Source organism: Streptomonospora arabica, assembly GCF_039531585.1.
GTDB classification, from domain to species: domain Bacteria; phylum Actinomycetota; class Actinomycetes; order Streptosporangiales; family Streptosporangiaceae; genus Streptomonospora; species Streptomonospora halophila.
This window is the reverse complement of sequence record NZ_BAAAQI010000001.1, coordinates 496,980-516,742: the sequence shown is the minus strand read 5'-3', so window position 1 is coordinate 516,742 and position 19,763 is coordinate 496,980. Positions and strand designations below refer to the sequence as shown.

Annotated in this window: 18 protein-coding genes and 1 tRNA gene; 10 read left to right on the top strand and 9 right to left on the bottom strand. The window is 72.6% G+C overall.

Going from position 1 to position 19,763, the window contains the following annotated elements; genetic code table 11:
• Positions 1-22: 22 nt before the first annotated feature.
• From pcaG to ABD284_RS02215, 6 genes are all read right to left on the bottom strand, one after another.
• Entirely contained in the window at positions 23-589 is a 567-nt protein-coding gene (gene pcaG / locus ABD284_RS02240) for a protocatechuate 3,4-dioxygenase subunit alpha (protein ID WP_344140406.1), read from the bottom strand.
• Complete coding sequence (pcaH, locus tag ABD284_RS02235; RefSeq protein WP_344140404.1) at positions 589-1,329, bottom strand: protocatechuate 3,4-dioxygenase subunit beta; 741 nt, start codon at positions 1,327-1,329, stop codon at positions 589-591. Before pcaH ends, pcaG begins: the two co-directional genes overlap by 1 nt.
• 71 nt (positions 1,330-1,400) lie before the next feature.
• Positions 1,401-2,576, bottom strand: coding sequence for a thiolase family protein (locus tag ABD284_RS02230; RefSeq protein WP_344140402.1), 1,176 nt, complete (start codon positions 2,574-2,576; stop codon positions 1,401-1,403).
• Positions 2,577-2,718: 142 nt separating this feature from the next.
• Positions 2,719-3,477 carry a CoA-transferase subunit beta gene (locus tag ABD284_RS02225; RefSeq protein ID WP_344140400.1) on the bottom strand — a complete coding sequence of 253 codons (759 nt, stop codon included), beginning with the start codon at positions 3,475-3,477 and terminating at the stop codon, positions 2,719-2,721.
• Position 3,478: 1 nt separating this feature from the next.
• Positions 3,479-4,303 (bottom strand): CoA transferase subunit A, encoded by an 825-nt coding sequence (locus tag ABD284_RS02220; protein WP_344140398.1) that lies wholly within the window; start codon positions 4,301-4,303, stop codon positions 3,479-3,481.
• Positions 4,304-4,672: 369 nt separating this feature from the next.
• Entirely contained in the window at positions 4,673-5,488 is an 816-nt protein-coding gene (locus tag ABD284_RS02215) for an IclR family transcriptional regulator domain-containing protein (RefSeq protein WP_344140396.1), read from the bottom strand.
• A gap of 453 nt (positions 5,489-5,941) precedes the next feature.
• Between ABD284_RS02215 and ABD284_RS02210 the strand changes: the two genes are divergently transcribed.
• From ABD284_RS02210 to ABD284_RS02175, 8 genes are all read left to right on the top strand, one after another.
• Positions 5,942-7,072 carry a 5-methyltetrahydropteroyltriglutamate--homocysteine S-methyltransferase gene (locus ABD284_RS02210; RefSeq protein WP_344140394.1) on the top strand — a complete coding sequence of 377 codons (1,131 nt, stop codon included), beginning with the start codon at positions 5,942-5,944 and terminating at the stop codon, positions 7,070-7,072.
• A gap of 40 nt (positions 7,073-7,112) precedes the next feature.
• Entirely contained in the window at positions 7,113-8,108 is a 996-nt protein-coding gene (locus tag ABD284_RS02205; RefSeq protein WP_344140392.1) for an ABC transporter substrate-binding protein, read from the top strand.
• Entirely contained in the window at positions 8,105-8,953 is an 849-nt protein-coding gene (locus ABD284_RS02200) for an ABC transporter permease (RefSeq protein WP_344140390.1), read from the top strand. The genes ABD284_RS02205 and ABD284_RS02200 overlap by 4 nt, the downstream gene beginning before the upstream one ends.
• A 50-nt stretch (positions 8,954-9,003) precedes the next feature.
• Positions 9,004-9,765 carry an ABC transporter permease gene (locus tag ABD284_RS02195; RefSeq protein ID WP_344140764.1) on the top strand — a complete coding sequence of 254 codons (762 nt, stop codon included), beginning with the start codon at positions 9,004-9,006 and terminating at the stop codon, positions 9,763-9,765.
• A gap of 67 nt (positions 9,766-9,832) precedes the next feature.
• A complete protein-coding gene (locus tag ABD284_RS02190) occupies positions 9,833-10,633 on the top strand; it encodes an ABC transporter ATP-binding protein (protein WP_344140763.1) in 801 nt (266 codons plus the stop codon).
• A 161-nt stretch (positions 10,634-10,794) separates the two neighbouring features.
• The gene (locus tag ABD284_RS02185) at positions 10,795-12,252 is read left to right on the top strand and encodes an aldehyde dehydrogenase family protein (RefSeq protein ID WP_344140388.1); all 1,458 of its coding nucleotides are present in this window, start codon (positions 10,795-10,797) and stop codon (positions 12,250-12,252) included.
• A gap of 368 nt (positions 12,253-12,620) precedes the next feature.
• Positions 12,621-13,313: a RibD family protein gene (locus tag ABD284_RS02180; RefSeq protein ID WP_344140386.1), complete on the top strand. Its 693-nt coding sequence runs from the start codon at positions 12,621-12,623 to the stop codon at positions 13,311-13,313.
• Entirely contained in the window at positions 13,310-13,813 is a 504-nt protein-coding gene (locus tag ABD284_RS02175; protein ID WP_344140385.1) for a cytidine/deoxycytidylate deaminase family protein, read from the top strand. The genes ABD284_RS02180 and ABD284_RS02175 overlap by 4 nt, the downstream gene beginning before the upstream one ends.
• A 54-nt stretch (positions 13,814-13,867) precedes the next feature.
• Here the strand turns inward: ABD284_RS02175 and ABD284_RS02170 are convergent, their stop codons facing one another.
• The 3 genes from ABD284_RS02170 to ABD284_RS02160 form a co-directional block, all read right to left on the bottom strand.
• Positions 13,868-16,381: a DEAD/DEAH box helicase gene (locus tag ABD284_RS02170; RefSeq protein WP_344140383.1), complete on the bottom strand. Its 2,514-nt coding sequence runs from the start codon at positions 16,379-16,381 to the stop codon at positions 13,868-13,870.
• Positions 16,382-16,527: 146 nt separating this feature from the next.
• Positions 16,528-17,499 (bottom strand): acetylxylan esterase, encoded by a 972-nt coding sequence (locus tag ABD284_RS02165; RefSeq protein ID WP_344140381.1) that lies wholly within the window; start codon positions 17,497-17,499, stop codon positions 16,528-16,530.
• Positions 17,500-17,609: 110 nt separating this feature from the next.
• The gene (locus tag ABD284_RS02160; protein WP_344140379.1) at positions 17,610-18,599 is read right to left on the bottom strand and encodes a malate dehydrogenase; all 990 of its coding nucleotides are present in this window, start codon (positions 18,597-18,599) and stop codon (positions 17,610-17,612) included.
• Positions 18,600-18,931: 332 nt separating this feature from the next.
• Between ABD284_RS02160 and ABD284_RS02155 the strand changes: the two genes are divergently transcribed.
• Positions 18,932-19,005: transfer RNA gene (locus tag ABD284_RS02155), tRNA-Ile, on the top strand.
• A 208-nt stretch (positions 19,006-19,213) separates the two neighbouring features.
• Complete coding sequence (locus ABD284_RS02150; protein ID WP_344140377.1) at positions 19,214-19,627, top strand: VOC family protein; 414 nt, start codon at positions 19,214-19,216, stop codon at positions 19,625-19,627.
• The last annotated feature ends 136 nt before the right edge of the window (positions 19,628-19,763 follow it).

Below are 19,763 nucleotides of genomic sequence, written 5' to 3'. Positions count from 1 at the left end.
CCGCATCCGCCACCACCGCCGGTCAGATGTCGAAGAAGACCGTCTCATCGTCTCCCTGCAGGCGGATGTCGAAGCGGTAGCCGTCCTCGGCGGGTCGGGCGACGATCGTGGCGCGCTCGGCCTCCGACAGCGTCGACAGCACGGGGTCGGCGGCGTTGGCCGCGGCCTCCTCGGGGAAGTAGATGCGGGTGACGGTGCGGTTGAGCATCCCGCGCGCGAAAACCGAGACGTCGATGTGCGGCGCCTGCACGCCGCCGTCCGCGCCCGGTACCGGGCCGGGCTTGAGGGTGTGGATCCGGAACCGGCCCTCGGGGTCGGTCTCGCTGCGGGCGAACCCGCGGAAGTCCGGCCACGCCTGGGCGCCGCGCGGGTCGTCGGGGTGGTCGAACCGTCCGTCGGGGTCGGCCTGCCAGGTCTCGATCAGGCCGTCGGGCACGGGCGCGCCCGCACCGTCGTAGAGGGTGCCGCGGATCCAGACGCCGCCTTCGGCGCCTTCGGCGAGGGCGAAGGGGCCGTCCGGCCAGGGCAGTCCGATGTGCAGGTAGGGGCCGACGGTCTGGGACGGAGTCGTCCCGTGCGCAGTGCTCATCAGTCGTCGTCCACTTCCGACTCGAAGACGGTGGACTCGCGCCCGCGCAGCACGATGTCCCACTCGTAGGCCAGCGCCCACTCCGGCGCGGTGTTGGCGTAGTCGAACCGCGCCACGAGGCGCTCCCGGGCCTTCTCGTCCGGGATGGAGTTCCACATCGGGTCCTGGAAGAACAGCGGGTCCCCCGGGAAGTACATCTGCGTGACCAGGCGCTGGGTGAAGGCGCGCCCGAACAGGGAGAAGTGGATGTGGGCCGGCCGCCAGGCGTTGTCGTGGTTCTTCCAGGGGTAGGCGCCGGGCTGGATGGTGACGAAGCGGTAGCGGCCCTGTGCGTCGGTGAGGGTGCGCCCCACGCCGGTGAAGTTGGGGTCCAGGGGGCAGGGCCAGTTGTCGCCGGTGTGGCGGTAGCGCCCGCCGGCGTTGGCCTGCCAGATCTCGATCAGCGTGTGGGGCACGGGCCGCCCGTCGCCGTCGCGGACCCGGCCGTGCACGATGATGCGCTGGCCCTGCGGCTCCTCGGCGTGCTGGCGGGTGAGGTCGTTGTCGGTCTCGCCGATGCGGTCCTCGCCCAGCAGCGGACCGGTGACCTCGGTTAGCAGGTGCGGGAGAAGGTGCAGCCGCCGCTTGGGGTGGCGCAGCGCGGTGCTGCGGTATCCGGGATAGTCCAGCGGCGGGTGCACCTCGTGATCGCGCAGGTACCCCGCCGGCGGGACCGCGCCGGCGCCCGGGTCGGTGCTCATGGCTCCTGTGCCTCCTCCCTCAGAGGGAACTGGTGTGGGGGCGGGCCCGCTGCGGGCCCCGCTGCGCGTCATCAGGCGTGCAGCACCACGGCGAGGCCTTGGCCCACGCCGATGCAGATCGCGGCGAGCCCCCAGCCGCCGCCGCGGCGGTGCAGCTCGTGGGCGAGCGAGCCCAGGATCCGCGCACCCGATGCGCCGAGGGGGTGGCCGATGGCGATGGCGCCGCCGTTGGGGTTGACGATCTCCGGGTCCAGGCCGGGCCACAGCCGCAGGCAGGCCAGCGACTGCGCAGCGAAGGCCTCGTTGAGCTCGACCGCGCAGAGGTCGTCCCAGCCGATGCCGGCGCGGGACAGCGCCGTCTCGGCGGCCTCGACGGGGCCGACGCCGAAGCGGTGCGGCTCGACGGCGGCGACGCCGCGGCTGACGATGCGGGCCAGGGGAGTGGCGCCGGTGGCCGAGGCCGCCGCCTCGTCGCCGATCAGCAGCGCGGCCGCGCCGTCGTTGAGCGGCGAGGAGTTTCCGGCGGTGACGGTGCCGTCGGCGCGGAACGCCGGCTTGAGGCCCGCGAGTTTCTCCAGCGAGGTTTCGCGGATGCTCTCGTCGCGCGCCTGCTCCACGCCGGGCACCGGCACGATCTCGGCGTCGAAGACGCCCTTCTCCCAGGCGCGGGCGGCGTTGGTGTGGCTCCGCAGGGCGAACGCGTCCTGCTCGGAGCGCTCGATGCCGTACAGCTCGGCGATCTGCTCGGTGCACTCGCCCAGCGAGACCGTCCACTCCTGCGGCATCGCCGGGTTGACCATGCGCCAGCCCAGCGTGGTGGAGTGCAGCGTCTCGTGGCCGGCGGGAAAGCCCTTGGCGGGCTTGGGCAGCACCCAGGGGGCGCGGCTCATCGACTCCACGCCGCCGGCCAGCACCAGCGACGCGTCACCCACCGCCACCGCCCGGTTCGCGGCGATCACGGCCTCCAGGCCGGACCCGCACAGCCGGTTCAGGGTGGCGCCGGGCACGGAGGTGGGCAGCCCGGCCAGCAGCGCCGCCATGCGGGCGACGTCGCGGTTGTCCTCGCCGGCGCCGTTGGCGTCGCCGAAGTAGATGTCGTCGATGCCGGCGGGGTCGAGCCCGGGCGAGCGCTCGACGAGGCCGCGCACGGCGTGGGCGGCGAGGTCGTCGGGGCGCACCCCGGCGAGGGCGCCCCCGTGCCTGCCGAAGGGGGTGCGCACCGCGTCCAGGACGAATACGTCGGTCATTGCGGGCCTTTCCTGTGCTTGCGGGGAGCGCCGCCGCGCGGAGGCAAAGCCGGCCGGCGCGGTCGGTGGCCGCCTTTGCCGACGGGTCATTGACTATCAGCCCCCGTCCGCCTCTCGGGGCGCCGCCCCCCTCGTTTCCGGTCTACCCGCGCGCGGTCAGCGACCGCAGCACCGACAGCTCCTCGGCCGTGGGCTCGGGCGTGGCGGCCAGGTCCGGCGAGACGGCCAGCTCCCAGCCGGTGGCGGCGCGGACCTCGTCGACGGTGACGCCGGCGTGCAGCTGGACGAGGGTCAGCTCGCGGGTGGCGGGGTCGGGCTTGAGCACGCCGAGATCGGTGATGACGCGGGTGGGGCCAGCGCCGGTCAGCCCCAGGCTGTCGCGGTCGCCGGGGCCGCGGCCGTGGCCGACCGAGGTCACGAAGTCCACCCGGTCGACGAAGGCGCGGGTGCTCTGGCGGGCGATCACCACGACCTCGCGGCAGGAGGCCGCGATCTCCGGTGCGCCGCCGGCGCCCGGCAGGCGGACCTTGGGGTCGGCGTAGTCGCCGATGACGGTGGTGTTGATGTTGGCGTAGCGGTCGATCTGGGCCGCGCCGAGGAACCCGACGTCGATCCGGCCGGGCTGCAGCCAGTAGTTGAACACCTCGGGGACCGAGACCACGGTGTCGGCGCTCTCGGCGAGCACGCCGTCGCCGATGGACAGCGGCAGCGTGTCGGGGCGCGTGCCCAGTGTGCCGGACTCGTAGATCATCCACAGCCCCGGCGCGTGCGTGCGGCAGGCCAAATTCGCCGCGGTGCTGGGCAGGCCGATGCCGACGAAGCAGGCCATCTCGGAGGTCAGCGCGTGCGCGGCCGCCACCGTCATCATCTCGTCGGAGGTGTAGCCCGTCGCTGTGGTCATCTCATCCTGCCTTTCCGGGCAGCGGGGCCGAGGCGCCCATCTCGTCCTCCAGCCACTGGAGGAACGTCTGCCTGTCGCGGCCGACGGCGTCCCAGTCCTGGTAGGCGCCGTTGTCCCGGGCGTAGTAGCCGTGGGCGTAGGAGGGCCGCGAGCCGCCGGGCGCCTCCGAGACGGCGGTGACCACGCGCGAGGGCAGGATCACCTGGCCGGGGACCGGTTCGAGCTCGTCGACGACCTCCTCGACGGTGGCCAGCGAGCGCTCGGCGGCGAGCACCGCCTCCTTCTGGATGCCGGTGATGCCCCACAGCTGCACGTTGCCCGCGCGGTCGGCGCGCTGGGCGTGCACGATCGCGACGTCGGGGTTGAGGGCGGGGACGGCGGCGAGCCGCTCGCCGGTGAAGGGGCACTCGACCGTCCTGATGGTGTCGGTCCGGCCGACCAGGTCGGTGCCGGCGTAGCCGCGCAGCACCGCGAAGGGCAGGCCCGAGGCGCCGGCCACGTAGCGGTTGGCCATGCCGGCGTGGCTGTGCTCCTCGATCTCCAGGGGGCGGGGCCAGCCGTACTGGATGGCGTCGCGGAACCGGTGGAGGGAGCCGACGCCCGGGTTGCCGCCCCAGGAGAAGACCAGCTTGGCGGCGCAGCCGGCGCCGATCATCTGGTCGTAGACGATGTCGGGGGTCATCCGGACCAAGGTCAGGTCACGCCGGCCCTGCCGGATGATCTCGTGGCCCGCGGCCACCGGGATCAGGTGGGTGAAACCCTCCAGCGCGACCGTGTCCCCGTCGCCGACGAGTTCGCGCACAGCCTCGTCCAGCGGCACGATCATATGTGGTCCAAATCTGTTCGTATGCCGAATGTGTGTTCTTTATACGCACATCATTGCCGACGGTCATCCCACGGGTCAAGAGCGGGTTAACGGGCGGCGCGCGGCGCCGGGAGCTGCGGCGAACGGGAGTGGGCTGCGGCGCGGGGCCGGGCGGCGCGCGGAGCAGGCGTCCGCCGCGGCGGAGGGGTGGTGGGGTGAGGGAGGCAGGGGTCGGATGACGGGATGTCGGGGCGCGGTGGGCGGCGCCTTCGCGGCACTCCGGCGGGCGGGTGCCGTGTGCCGGGTGCGCCGGACGTCGCCGGGGCGGCGCGCCGGCAGGGCGGAGCGGCTTGGCCGAGCGCGGGGGTGCGGCGGCGGAAGGCGGGTCGGCTAGAGGTGGCCCGAGGCCCGCTGGGAGATCTCCAGGTCGGCCTCGATGCGCGCGGCGGCGGCGAGCAGGGGCGGCAGCAGGTCGCGGCGGATGTCCTCCACCGAGGAGCGGCTGGCGTGGGCGGAGACGTTGACCGCGGCCACCACGCGGCCGTCGCGGTCGCGGACGGGGGCCGCCACCGAGCGCAGCCCCTCCTCCAGTTCCTGGTCGACCAGCGCCCAGCCCTGGTTGCGCACCCGCTCGATCTCCGCGCGCAGCCGGCCCGCCGTGGTCACCGTGTAGGCGGTCAGCCGCGCCGGCTCGGTGTTGTCCAGGTAGTCGTCCAGCTCCTCCGCCGGGCGGCCCGCGAGCAGCACGCGCCCCATCGAGGTGGCGTAGGCGGGGAACCGGGTGCCGACGTTGATCGCCACGTTCATGATGCGCGAGGTCGACACCCGGGCGACGTAGACGACGTCGCCGCCGTCGAGCACCGAGACCGACGAGGACTCGTGCAGCTCGGCGGCCAGGCGCTCCAGGTGCGGTTGGACGACCTCGGGCAGCCCCGCGGAGGAGAGGTAGGCGTAGCCGAGCTCCAGCACCCGCGGTGTCAGCGAGAACAGCCGGCCGTCGGTGCGCACGTAGCCCATGTCGGTCAGCGTGAGCAGGAAGCGCCGGGCCGCCGCGCGGGTCAGCCCGGTCCCTCGCGCCACCTCGCTGAGTGTCATCGTGGGGGTCTGTGCGGTGAACGCGCGTATCACGGCCAGACCGCGCTCCAGCGACTGCACGTAGTGCTCGCCTTTGGGCTGGGCGCCGGGCTCGGTGAGGTCCGTGCTCATGTCTTTTCCCTTCGGTCTGCGGGGGCGCGCGGCGAACGCGGAGTGCGCGCTGCGCCGCCCCGCGTTTCTGCGCCTAGGGGGATGTTCTCATACCGCACAAGAGAGTCCCCAGGTGGCGACGCACACGGCCGGTTCTGGTATCCGGAATATGGGGGTTGACGTGGGTGATCACCGTCACTTATGTTCGCTCGAAGAACGCGTGTTCGTATCTCGTACAGGTGCTGGCGGATGCGATACGGTGCACAGGCACTCGATCGCAGTTGTTCGCCCGCAGCGGCGGGCGATCGGGGCCTTCGTCGCGCGTCGGCGCATCGCCGCGCAGCGGCCCGCCCGCCGCGGAGCCCGACCCGGGCACAGCGCAGCGGTCGGCAGGCGAGTGGGCCCCGGCGCCGAGCGCAGGAGACTCTCTCCGCGCCGGTTCGCACGCACGACCGAAGGGAGACCGGCGAGACCATGACCCCATCTTCCAGCCGCCTAGAACGACCGCCCTTCCGAGCCGACCACGTCGGCAGTCTGCTGCGTCCGCGGCACCTGCTCGACGCCCGCGCCCGCCACGCCGAGGGCGCACTGAGCGCCGACGAACTGCGCCGCATCGAGGACGACGCCGTCCGCGACGTCGTGCGCATGCAGGAGGAGGTCGGCCTCTCCACGGCCACCGACGGCGAGTTCCGCCGCGCCTCCTGGCACATGGACTTCATCTACCAGCTCGGCGGCATCACCAAGGCCGCGGGCGACATGCAGGTCACCTTCCACAACGAGCAGGGCGACATCGAGTTCACCCCCGCCGCCCTGCAGGTGAGCGGCAAGATCGGGCTGGAGCACACGATCTTCGCCGACGACTTCGCCTTCCTGCGCGACACGGTCTCCACCGGCACGCCCAAGCTGACCATCCCCTCGCCGAGCATGGTCCACTACCGCGGCGGGCAGGCCTCCATCGACCCCGCCGTCTACCCCGACGCCGAGGAGTTCTGGCACGACCTGTCGGCCGCCTACGCCGAGCAGCTCCGCCGGATGGGCGAGCTGGGCTGCACCTACCTCCAGCTCGACGACACCAGCCTCGCCTACCTCAACGACCCGCGCCAGCGCACCATGATCGACGAGCGCGGCGACAACGGCGACAGCATCCACCGCCGCTACATCTCCCAGATCAACGCCGCCCTCGCCGGCCGTCCCGAGGGCATGCGCGTCACCACCCACATGTGCCGGGGCAACTTCCGCTCCTCGTGGGTGGCCGAAGGCGGCTACGATTTCGTCGCCGAGGAGCTGTTCGGCTCGCTCGGCGTCGACGGCTTCTTCCTGGAGTTCGACGACGCCCGCTCCGGCGGGTTCGAACCCTTGCGCTTCGTCCCCGAGGGCAAGTACGTGGTCCTCGGACTGGTCACCACCAAGCGCGGTGCCCTGGAGAGCAAGGACGACCTCAAACGCCGCATTGAAGAGGCGAGCCGCTACATCCCGCTCGAGCAGCTCTGCCTCGCACCGCAGTGCGGATTCTCCAGCACCTTCGAAGGCAACGACCTCACCTACGACGAGCAGGTCGCGAAGCTGCGGCTGATCGTCGAGACCGCCGCCGAAGTCTGGGGATGACCCACCCGGGAGTACCCCACCCGCGCCCGATGAGCGGCGCGTGCCCGACAAATCACCCACCAGGAGACCCAACATGCGCCGGATGATCCTCCCCGCGGCCGCCGCCGCGGTCACGCTGCTCGCGAGTACAGCCTGCGGCGGTGGCCAGGACGGCGGCGGCGGCGACAGCGGCGGCCCCCAGAAGATCAAGGTCGGAGCGATCCCCATCGTCGACGTCGCGCCCCTGCACCTCGGCCTGGACCAGGGCATCTTCGAGAAGCACGGCATCGACATGGAGATCCAGAACACCACCGGCGGTGCCCAGGCTGTGCCCAGCGTCGTCTCCGGCGAGTTCGACTTCGCCTTCGGCAACATCACCTCGATCATCGTCGGACGCAGCAACGACCTGCCGCTGACGATCGTCGCCAACGGCGTGACGAGCACCGGCGAGCAGGGCGCCGACTTCGGCGGCGTCGTGGTGCCCGAGGGCAGTGACATCTCCGACGCCAAGGGCCTCGAAGACAAGACGATCGCCGTGAACAACCTGGAGAACATCGGCGACACCACCGTCCGCAACTCCATCCGCAAGGCCGGCGGCGACTCCGACACCGTCGAGTTCGTCGAGCTGCCCTTCCCGGAGATGCCCGCCGCGCTGGAGCGGGGCGACGTCGACGCCGCCTGGGTCGTCGAGCCGTTCCTGACCGCCTCGCTGAACAACGGCGCGACCGAGGTCGCCTCGAACTTCGTCGACGCCGACCCCAACCTCTCGGTGGCCTACTACTTCACCACCGAGCAGATCGTCAACCAGGACCCGGAGCTGGTGGACAACTTCACCGCCGCCGTCAACGAGTCCCTCACCTACGCCGAGGAGAACCCCGACGAGGTGCGCCGCATCCTCGGCGAGTACACCGAGATGGACTCCGCCACCATCGAGAAGATCCGCCTGCCGCGCTGGCCCACCGACGGCTACAAGAAGCCCGCGCAGTCGATCGCCGACCTGATGATGCACGACGGCGTCATCGAGAAGCAGCCCGACATGGACAAGCTGTTCCAATGACGGCTGATACCACCACCGCGCGTCCCCCCGCCCGTCCCTCCGGGGCGGGGGGACGCCCCCGTGCCGCGCGGCGCCCGCCCAACCGCGCGCTGCTGGGGACCGTCGGAGTGGTCGGCTTCCTGCTGGTCTGGGAAGCGGTGCCGCGTCTGGGGGTCGTCCCCGCCCGCTACCTTCCGCCGGCCTCGGAGGTGCTCGCCACGCTCGGCGAGCGGCTGGCGCTGCCCGAGTTCTGGACCGCGGTGGGCGACACCGTCATGACGTGGGCGATCGGCCTGGGCATGGCCTTCGCCGCGGCCGTCGTGCTCGGGTTCGTCGTCGGCTCGGTCCCGGTGCTGAGGGCCTTCACCTCCTCGACGGTGGAGTTCCTGCGGCCCATCCCCTCCGTCGCGCTCATCCCGCTGGCCATCCTGCTCTACGGCACCGACATGGCCTCCACCCTGCTGCTGGTGGTCTACGCCGCGTTCTGGCAGATCTACATCCAGGTGCTGTACGGCGTCGCCGACATCGACCCCGTCGCCGAGCAGACCGCCCGCTCCTACGGACTGGGGCGCATGGCGCGGCTGCGCTACGTCGCCTGGCCCTCGGCGCTTCCCTACATGCTGACGGGACTGCGGCTGGGAGCGGCCGTCGCGCTGATCCTGACCATCACCGGACAGCTGATCATCGGCACGCCCGGCCTGGGCCAGCAGATCTCCGTCGCCAAGAACAGCGACGCCACCGCGCTGGTCTACGCGCTCATCATCGCCACCGGCGCCCTCGGCGTCGCCGTCAACGTCGGCGTGCGCGCACTGGAGCGGCGTGCGCTGCGCTGGCACACCTCGGTCCGCGGAGAGGAGATCGCGTGAGCGCCGCGACAACGACCGCACGCACCGCCGGAGGCGCCGGCCGCGCTGCGATGCGCGCCCTGCACATCCTGCTGCTGCCGGCGGTGCTCATCGGCGCGTGGTGGGTCGCCAGCCTGGTCTCGGGCGTGTACTACCTGCCCACACCCGGGGAGATCGCCGCCACGTTCGTCGAGGTCTGGGGGACCGAGCGGCTGCTCGAAGACGTGCTGCCCAGCGTCGGGCGGCTCTTCGGCGGCTTCGCCCTGGCCGTCGTCCTGGGCGTCGGCCTGGGTGTGGTGCTCGGGCTGTCCGCGCGCATCCGCGCCCTGCTCGAACCCGTCCTGGAGTTCTTCCGCGCCATCCCCCCGCCGGTGCTGGTCCCGTTGCTGATGCTGTTCGTCGGCGTCAGCACCACGATGAAGCTCCTGGTGATCGTCTCCGGCTGCATCTGGCCGATCCTGCTCAACACCATCGAGGGCGTACGGGCCGTGGACCCGGTGCTGGTCGACACCTGCCGCTGCTACGGGATCCGGGGCCGGCGCTGGCTGACCACGCTGGTGCTGCGCTCGGCCAGTCCGCAGATCATGGCGGGCATGCGCCAGGGCCTGTCGATCGCGATCATCCTGATGGTCATCAGCGAGATGTTCGCGAGCAGCAGCGGGCTGGGCTACACCATCATCCAGTTCCAGCGCACCTTCGCCATCCCCGAGATGTGGAGCGGCATCCTGCTGCTCGGGCTTTTGGGGTTCCTGCTCTCCGTGGTCTTCGGCCTCGTCGAGCGCAAGGTGCTGAGCTGGTACAACGGAACGCGCGCCGCGGCGCGCGGGGAGTGAGCGAACCATGGCGACCACATCGACCGCACCGGCGGAACAGACCGCCGCTGCGCATAAGAAGGCCCACATGCTCGATGTCACCGGACTGCAGAAGATCTACCCGGGTCAGCACGGCGAGGTCGAGGCGCTTCGCGACCTGACCTTCCACCTCGGCGACGGGGAGCTGGCCTGCCTGGTCGGACCGTCCGGCTGCGGCAAGACGACGCTGCTCAAGTGCATCGCCGGACTGATGCGCCCCACCAGCGGCAGCGTCGTGCTGGCCGGCACGTCGGTCACCGGGCCTCCGCCGGACATGGCGGTGGTCTTCCAGGAGTACGGCCGCAGCCTGTTCCCCTGGCTGCGGGTGCGCCAGAACGTGGAGCTGCCGCTCAAGGAGAAGCGGCTGCCCGCCAAGCGCCGCCGCGAGCTGAGCGACGAGGCGCTGGACGCCGTGGGCCTGCTCAAGTCGGCCGACGCCTACCCCTGGCAGCTCTCCGGCGGCATGCAGCAGCGCGTCGCCATCGCCCGCGCGATCGCCTACGAGCCGCGCGTGCTGCTGATGGACGAGCCCTTCGCCGCAGTGGACGCCCAGACCCGGGCCGACCTGGAGGACCTCATCCGCACACTGTGGAAGCGGTTCTCGATGACGGTCCTGTTCGTCACCCACGACATCGACGAGGCGGTCTACCTGGGCCAGCGCGTCCTGGTGATGTCGTCCTCGCCGACGGTCATCCAGGACGACGTGTCCATCGACCTGGCCGACGAGCGCGACCAGATCAACACCCGCGGCGAGCACCGCTTCGCCGAGCTGCGCACGCGCATCTACGCCGAGATCCGCAACGCCTCCCAGCCCGGCGCAGCGCAGCCGCAGGAGGCGGGCAAGGAGTAGCCGCCGCGGGCACGGCGCCGAGCACCGGCGGGCCGGGCGGCTGTTCACGAACCCGGCGGGCGGCGGAGGCGCCGCCCGCCGCCGGACCCTGCGGACGGCGACGGCGGACCGCCGCCGGCGCCGCCCGGCCCCTCATCCGTTCGACGCGCAAGGAGCCAACCATGACACTGCTCAACGACCGCGAATGGCGCGGCAACGTCTTCACCGGGTCCTGGCAGCCCGCTCAGGGCGACGCCCCGGTCACCTCGCCCACCACCGGAACCGAGCTGGGCCGGATCGGGTCGGCCGGAGCCGCCGACGTGGCCGAGGCGGCCGAGCGCGCCGCCGCCGCCCAGAAGGACTGGGCCGCGGCCTCGTTCGAGGAGCGGGCCGCCGTACTGCGGCGGGCCGCCGCCAAGTTCGAGGAGGAGGCCGACGAGATCGCCTCCTGGCTGCGGCGAGAGGCCGGTTCGGCGACCGGGAAGGCGGGCTTCGAGGTCCACCTGGCGGTCACCGAGGCCTACGAGTCCGCCGCCCTGGCCTCCCAGCCCACCGGAGAGGTGCTGCGCAGCGCCCAGCCGCGGCTGAGCCTGGCCCGGCGGGTGCCGGTGGGAGTCGTCGGCGTCATCGCCCCGTTCAACTTCCCGCTGATCCTGGGCATGCGCTCCGTCGCGCCGGCGCTGGCCCTGGGCAACGCCGTCGTGCTCAAGCCCGATCCCCGCACCGCGGTCTCGGGCGGCGCCGTGATCGCGGAGGTGTTCCGCGAGGCCGGCCTGCCCGACGGCGTGCTGCAGATGCTGCCCGGCGGAGCCGAGGCCGGCGCGCAGCTGGTGGCCGACTCCAACATCGCCGTCATCTCCTTCACCGGCTCCACCGCGGCCGGGCGCAAGGTCGGCGAGGCGGCCGGCCGCCACCTCAAGCGCGCACACCTGGAGCTGGGCGGCAACTCGCCGCTGGTCGTGCTGGACGACGCCGACGTCGACCGCGCCGCGTCGGTCGGCGCCTGGGGCTCCTTCCTGCACCAGGGCCAGATCTGCATGACGACCGGGCGCCACCTTGTGCACGAGTCGCTGGCCGACGCCTACGTGGAGAAGCTCGCGGCCAAGGCCGACGCGCTGACCGTGGGCGACCCCGAGCAGGAGGGCACCGCGCTGGGCCCGATCATCGACGTGGGCCAGCGCGACCGCGTGCACGACCTGGTCACCCGCAGCGTGGAAGCCGGCGCCCGGGTCCGCGCCGGCGGCACCTACGACGCCCAGTTCTACCGGCCCACGGTGCTGGAGGGGGTCACCCGCGACACCCCGGCCTTCCACGAGGAGGTCTTCGGCCCGGTGGCGCCGGTCATCCGGTTCTCCACGCTGGACGAGGCCGCCGAGATCGCCGCCGCCAGCGACTACGGCCTGTCGCTGGGCATCCTCACCGGCAACCCCATGCGCGGCATGGAACTGGCCGACCGCATCCCGACCGGCATCGTGCACATCAACGACCAGACGGTCGACGACGAGGCGGTGGCGCCCTTCGGCGGCGTCCGCGCCTCGGGCACCGGCGCCCGCTTCGGCGGCACCCGCGCCAACCTGGAGGCCTTCACCGAGACCCAGTGGGTCACCATGCAAAGCGAGATCCAGCGCTACCCGTTCTAGGACGCGCCCGGCGGGGGCCGCCCGGACGCCGTCGGCGACCGTTCCGGTCGACGGCCAGCAGCACCGGGCGGGCCCCGCTCGCGTCCGCCTGCACGAATGCAACAACCGGCCGGCGACCGCAAGGCCGCCTTGCTCCACACTCGGAATGCCCCGACACCGCCGCCGCGACCTCCCAGCCACGGCGCACCCACGCGCGGCGGCACACCTGCGGAAGGGCGGGTTCGCCCTGCTCGCCGGGGGAGTTCCCGAGTGCGCGTGGCGGGGGTGCGGGAGCGAGATGGTGTGATCTACGTGACCGGTTGCGTCGTCGCAGGTGGTGGCGGAGTCCGGATGGCGGGTGGGACGGGGCGGGGCGCTAGGCTGGCGGCATGCCCCGCCCCTACACGCTGCTCAGCTGCGCGGTGTCGCTGGACGGCCGGATCGACGACTCCGGCCCCGAGCGGCTGCGGCTGTCCTCGCCCGAGGACTTCGACGAGGTCGACGAGCTGCGGGCGGGCTGCGACGCCATCCTCGTCGGCGCGGGCACCGTCCGCAGCGACGACCCCCGCCTTCTCGTGCGCTCCCCGGAGCGGCGGTCGCGGCGCCTCGCCCAGGGGCGCGCCGCCGACCCGGTCAAGGTCGTGCTCAGCGAGCGCGGCGGCGTCGACCCCGCTGCATGCGTGTTCACCACCGGCGACGCCGCCACGCTGGTCTACGTCGGCTCGGCCGCCCACCGCGACGCGGTGCGCCGCTTCGCCGAGGCGGGCGGCGGCGCCGAAATCGTCGAGGCCGGCCGCGGCCTCGGCGCGGTCCTCGCCGACCTCGCCGCGCGCGGCGTCGAGCGGCTGCTCGTCGAGGGCGGTACCGGCGTGCACACCCGCTTCTTGACCGAAGGCCTCGCCGACGAGCTGCGGGTCGCCGTGGCGCCCTTCCTCGTGGGCGACGCCGACGCGCCGCGCTTCGTGGGACCGGGCGCGTTCGCCGACGGCCCGGACCACCCCATGCGCCTCGCCGAGGCGCGCGCCCTCGGCGACATGGCGATCCTGCGCTACCTGCCCCAGACCACGGAGTCCCGACGATGAAGCCGCCCGCCTCGCCCCGCGCCTGCGGCCTGCGGCCCGGCACCGGCCCCGAACCCGGCGAGGCCGACCGCCACTGGCTGCGCAGCGCGATCGCCCTGTCGCGCCGGTGCCCGCCCTCCGAGACCGCTTACTCCGTCGGCGCCGTGGTCGTCGACGCCTGGGGCGGTGTCATCGCCGAGGGCTACTCCCGCCGCGACGACCCGCACGAGCACGCCGAGGAGGCCGCGCTGCGCGCGGTGGACGCCGACGACCCGCGGCTGGTCTCGGCGACCCTCTACAGCTCGCTGGAGCCCTGCACGGAGCGCACGTCGCGCCCCAGCCCCTGCACCGACCTGATCCTCGCCACGCCGATTCCGCGCGTGGTGATCGCCTGGCGCGAGCCGGCGCTTTTCGCCCACGCCGAGGGCGTGGAGCGGCTGCGCGGCGCCGGCCGCACGGTCGTCGAGGATGCGGCGCTGGCCCGGGAGGCCCGCGAGGTCAACGCCCACCTGCTGGGCTGAGGCCCGCAACGGGCCGCCGGGGAGGCGGGCCCGGCCCGGGTGCCGAGAGCGGAGCTAGTAGCGGTTGACGCCGGTGACGCGGACCACGGCGTGGCCGACCTCGTCGGAGGCGGTGAGATCGACCTCGGCGCTGATGCCCCAGTCGCGGTCGCGGCTGGGGTCGTCGAAGATCTGGCGGACCTGCCACATGCCGTCCCGCTCCTCGATGAGCAGCATGGCGGGCCCGCGCGCGTCGGGGCCGATGCCCAGCTCGTCGTGCTCGTCGAAGTAGTCCTCCATCGCCGACTCCCACGCCTCGGCGTCCCAGCCGTCCTCGCCGTCGAGCCGGCCCAGCTCGGCGTAGCGGCCCAGCGCCGCCAGCTCCACGCGGCGGAACATCGCGTTGCGCACCAGCACTTTGAACGCCCGCGGGTTCGCGGTGACCGGCTTGACGCGCTCCTCGGCGGCCTCCTCGGCTGCGTCGTCCTCGGCGGGGTTGGTCAGCTGCTCCCACTCGTCGAGGAGACTGGAGTCGACCTGGCGGACGAGCTCGCCCAGCCACTCGATCAGGTCGCGCAGCTCCTCGGTCTTGGCGTCCTCGGGAACGGTCTGGCTCAGGGCCTTGTAGGCGCTGGCCAGGTAGCGCAGCACCAGGCCCTCCGAACGCGCGAGCTCGTAGTAGCCCACGTACTCGGTGAAGGTCATCGCCCGCTCGTAGAGGTCGCGGGCGACGGACTTGGGCCGCAGCGGGTGGTCGCCCACCCACGGGTGGCCGCGCCGGTAGACCTCGTAGGCGTGGTCGAGCAGCTCCTCCAGCGGCTGGGGGTACTCGATCTCCTCCAGCCGCTCCATGCGCTCCTCGTACTCGACGCCGTCGGCCTTCATCTGCGCCACGGCCTCGCCGCGGGCCTTGTTCAGCTGGGCGCCGAGGATCTGGCGGGGGTCGTCGAGGGTGGACTCGACGACGGTCAGCACGTCCAGCGGGTAGGTGGGCGCCGCGGGGTCGAGCAGCTCCAGCGCCGCCAGCGCGAAGGTGGACAGCGGCTGGTTCAGCGCGAAGTCGGGCTGGAGGTCGACGGTCAGCCGGGCGACGCGGCCGGTCCCGTCCGGTTCCTCCAGGCGCTCCACGATCCCGCCGTCGATCAGCGAGCGGTAGATGGCCACCGCCTCGCTGATGTGCCGGCGCTGCGTGGGGCGGTCCTCGTGGTTGTCGGTGAGCAGGTGGCGCATGCCCGCGAAGCAGTCGCCGGGGCGGGCGATGACGCTGAGCAGCATGGCGTTGCTGACCCGGAACCGCGACTTCAGCGGCTCGGGCTCGGCCGCGATGAGCTTCTCGAAGGTGTTCTGGTCCCAGCCGACGAAGCCGTCGGGCGCCTTCTTGCGCACCACCTTGCGCCGCTTCTTGGGGTCGTCGCCGACCTTGGCCAGCGCCTTCTCGTTCTCGATGACGTGCTCAGGCGCCTGCAGGACCACGTTGCCCACGGTGTCGTAGCCCGCGCGCCCGGCGCGCCCGGCGATCTGGTGGAACTCGCGGGCGCTCAGCCGCCGCACACGGGAGCCGTCGTACTTGCTCAGCGCGGTGAACAGCACGGTGCGGATGGGTACGTTGACCCCCACGCCCAGCGTGTCGGTGCCGCAGATGACCTTCAGTAGACCCGCCTGCGCGAGGCGCTCGACCAGGCGCCGGTACTTGGGCAGCATTCCGGCGTGGTGCACGCCGATGCCGTGCCGCACGTAGCGGGAGAGGTTGCGCCCGAACCTGGTCGTGAAGCGGAACCTGCCGATCTCGGCGGCGATGGCGTCCTTCTCGGCCCGGGAGCACATGTTGATGCTGGTCAGCGACTGGGCGCGTTCGACCGCCTGCGCCTGCGTGAAGTGCACGATGTAGACCGGGGCCTCGCGGGTCTCCAGCAGCTCCTCAAGCGTCTCGTGCAGCGGCGTGGTGCGGTAGGAGTAGTACAGCGGGACCGGCCGCTCGGCGGAGCTGACCACGGAGGTCGTGCGGCCGGTGCGGCGGGTGAGGTCGTCCTCGAAGCGGCTGACGTCGCCCAGGGTGGCCGACATCAGCAGGAACTGCACCTGCGGCAGCTCCAGCAGCGGCACCTGCCAGGCCCACCCGCGGTCGGGCTCGCCGTAGAAGTGGAACTCGTCCATGACCACGGTGCCGATGTCGGCCCCGGCGCCGTCGCGCAGCGCGATCTGGGCCAGGACCTCGGCCGTGCAGCACACGATCGGGGCGTCGGCGTTGACGCTGGCGTCGCCGGTCATCATCCCGACGTTGTCGGTGCCGAAGACGGCGCACAGCTCGAAGAACTTCTCCGACACCAGCGCCTTGATGGGCGCGGTGTAGAACGCGCACTCGTCGCGCCCGAGGGCGGCGAACAGCGCGCCGGCGGCGACCAGGCTCTTGCCGGAGCCGGTGGGGGTGCTCAGGACGACGTTGGAGCCCGACACCACCTCGATGAGGGCTTCCTCCTGGTGCGGGTAGAGGGTGAGCCCGCGATCACCGGCCCACGACGCGAACGCTTCGAAGAGGGAATCGGGTTCGGGGCGGGCGGGAAGCTGATCGATGAGACTCACGCATTCCATACTGCCTGCTCCGGGTGACCGCCCGGGCCACTCGTCCACAGGCCCCGTGCAGGGGCCCGCCGGGCCGCCCGCCGCGCGTACCCGCGCGGCGGGCCCCGGGGCGCAGGCCCGCGGGTGCGCGGATCCGCGCGTGCGCGGGAGGGTGCTCAGCCCAGGTGCTCGGCCAGGAACGCCAGGTTCTCCTCGGTGGCGAACGCGTCGCCGCCCTCGTGCCCGTTGAACTCCCACAGCCGCATCCGCTTGGGCCCGGCGTAGGCGTTGTAGACGGCGTAGCAGGTGGAGGGCGGGGTCACCGCGTCCATGCCCGCCGCGCTGAACCGCGCGGGCGCGGTGGCGCGGGAGGCGAAGTTGAGCGCGTCGGCGTAGGCCAGCGTCGAGAACACGCGTTCGGCGCTGTCCCGGTAGGAGCGGCAGTACTCCGCGATCTCCAGGTAGGGCCCCTGCGAGGCGATCTCGGCGGCGCGGCGGAAGTGCGACAGGAACGGCACGTCGGCGACGACGGCCGCCACGCCGGGAGCCAGCGCGCCCGCCGCGACCGCCAGCCCGCCGCCCTGGCTCGCGCCCACCACGGCCACGCGGTCGGGGTCGACGCTTTCGAAGGAGCGGGCGGCGGCGACCGCGCGGACGGCGTCGGTGATGACCCGGCGGTAGTAGTAGCGGTGCGGGTCCAGCACGCCCTTGGTCATGAACCCCGGCCGGTGCGGGTGCGGCGAGTCCTCGGGGTCGGGGGTGTCCCCGGTGCCGCGGTCGGTGGTGCCCTGGCCGCGCACGTCCATCACCAGGTGGGCGTAGCCGCAGGAGGCGTACTCCAGGGCGCTGAGCGGGTTGGCGCGGCCGTTGCCGTAGCCGGGGAACCGGACCACGCAGGGCAGCCGCCCGCTGCGGGCGCGCGGCAGCGTCAGCCAGGCCTTGACCGTGTGCCCTCCGAAGCCCGGGAAGCCGACGTCGAAGACGTCCAGTGTGGTCAGGGGGGTGCGATGAACGGCGGCCGACACGGGGGCCTCGCGGCGGGCGGCCTCGCCGAGCGTCTGGGCCCAGAAGTCGTCGAAGTCGGCGGGGGCGGTGGAGGCGGCGCGGTAGCCGGGGAGCTCTGCGAGCGGGAGGTCGGTTCGCGGCATACCGGCATCGTAGGCAACCGTCCCCGGGCGCACGGCGTGCAGGGGCCGGGATGCGGGCCCGGCGGGTCCGCACCCCGGCCGCGCGTGTGCGCCGAGCCGGAGGCTCCGGTCTAGATCAGGCCGAGCTTGCGGACGGTGTCGCGCTCCTCGGTGAGCTCCTGGACGGAGGCGTCGATGCGCTCGCGCGAGAACGCGTCGATGTCCAGGTCCTGCACGATCTCCCAGCGGCCGCCGCGCGAGACGGCGGGGAAGGAGGAGATGAGGCCCTCGGGGACGCCGTAGGAGCCGTCCGAGGGGAAGGCCGCGGAGGTCCAGTCGCCCTCGGGGGTGCCGCGCACCCAGTCGTGGACGTGGTCGATGGCGGCGTTGGCGGCCGAGGCGGCGGAGGAGGCGCCGCGCGCCTCGATGATGGCCGCGCCGCGCTTGGCCACGGTCGGGATGAACTCGTCGCGCACCCACGCCTCGTCGCCGACCTGCGCAGCGGCGCCGGCGCCGGACACCTCGGCGTGGGTGATGTCGGGGTACTGCGTCGCGGAGTGGTTGCCCCACACCGCCAGCTTCTTGATGTCGGTGACGGACACGCCGAGCCTCTTGGCGAGCTGGCTCAGCGCGCGGTTGTGGTCCAGCCGCATCATGGCGTTGAACCGCTCGGGCGGGACGTCGGGCGCATGCGCCTGGGCGATCAGCGCGTTGGTGTTGGCGGGGTTGCCCACGACCAGCACCCGCACGTCGTCGGCGGCGCCGGCGTTGATCGCCTCGCCCTGCGGCTTGAAGATGCCGCCGTTGGCCTCAAGGAGGTCGCCGCGCTCCATGCCCTTGGTGCGCGGGCGCGCGCCCACCAGCAGGCCGACGTTGGCGCCCTCGAACGCCGGGCGCGCGTCGTCGAAGATGTCGATGCCCTTCAGCAGCGGGAACGCGCAGTCGTCCAGCTCCATCGCGGTGCCCTCGGCGGCCTTGACCGCCGGGGGGATCTCCAGCAGACGGAGCTTGACGGGCGTGTCGGGGCCCAGAAGCTGACCCGAGGCGATGCGGAACAGCAGCGCGTAGCCGATCTGCCCGGCTGCCCCGGTGACGGTGACGTTGACAGGTACTTGGGCCATGACCTTCTTCTCCTGATGACGGTTGTGCGACCGGCGATGCTCTCCGCGGCCCTGCGGCCCCCGGCGTCCGCCTCCGCACACGGTGCCCCGCCGGCGCTGCCGAACGGCGCCGCGGCACCCCACCCTAGCCGTGCCGACGGCGGCGGCCGCGCCCCGCCCCACCTGCGTGTGCGGACCGATCGGCGGGAGGGGGCAGCGCGGCCGCGCAACCTCGGCCTCCCCTGCGGCTTTCCGGCAGAATGGGAGGAGCGGGGTGCTGTTAAGATAACGGCGTTCCCGACCGAGCACCCCGGCCGGGCAGCCATCGGCGGGACTCACTCCCGCCCCGTGGCGGGGCGGTAGCTCAGCTGGTCAGAGCAGAGGACTCATAATCCTTGGGTCGCGGGTTCGAGCCCCGCCCGCCCTACCCTTCCCGGACATGCAAAAAGCGCCGCTGACCTGCGCGAAGCAGGCCAGCGGCGCAGCGCCACGCGTCCGATCGGTCGCGGCGCGGAGCGGCTTCGCCCGGCGGGCCGGGGCGAATACCGGGTGAAGCCGGCTGCCTCTCGGAAGCCCCCGAACCGGCCGTTCTGCGGACCTCACGAGTATGACCGGCCCCGCTACACTGCGCAGGCGTGACCTCCTACATCTCCCACACCAGCGTCGACTGCCGGAACGCCTACGATCTCGCCGAATGGTGGAAGCCCGTTCTCGGCTACACGGACCTCCCCGGCGACCCGAACGAGCCGGGGCACCCGGAGTGCATGATCATCGACCCCGAGTCCGCCCACCGGGTGTTGTTCATCGAGGTGTCCGAGGAGAAGCCCGCGAAGAACCGGCTGCACTTCGACCTGCGTCCGCGCACGGGAACCCGGGACGAGGAGGTGGACCGCCTGCTCGGGAGAGGGGCGGCGCGGGTGGCCGACCACCGCGGAATCCATGGGCCCGGCAGCGGTTGGGTCGTGCTCGCCGACCCGGAGGGCAACGAGTTCTGCGTGTTGCGATCCGACGCCGAACTGGTCGAGCAGAACACCCGACCTGCCGTTTGACCCCCGAACAGTGAGGGGTGGAGCGGCTCACCCCCGCCGAGCACGAAGCCGCGACAATGAGTACTGGGGTGGGAAATCCCTGCGGCTTCGATTCTCGCGCCGCCTCGTCCGCATCTCTTGTCCGAGTGGTGGCGAC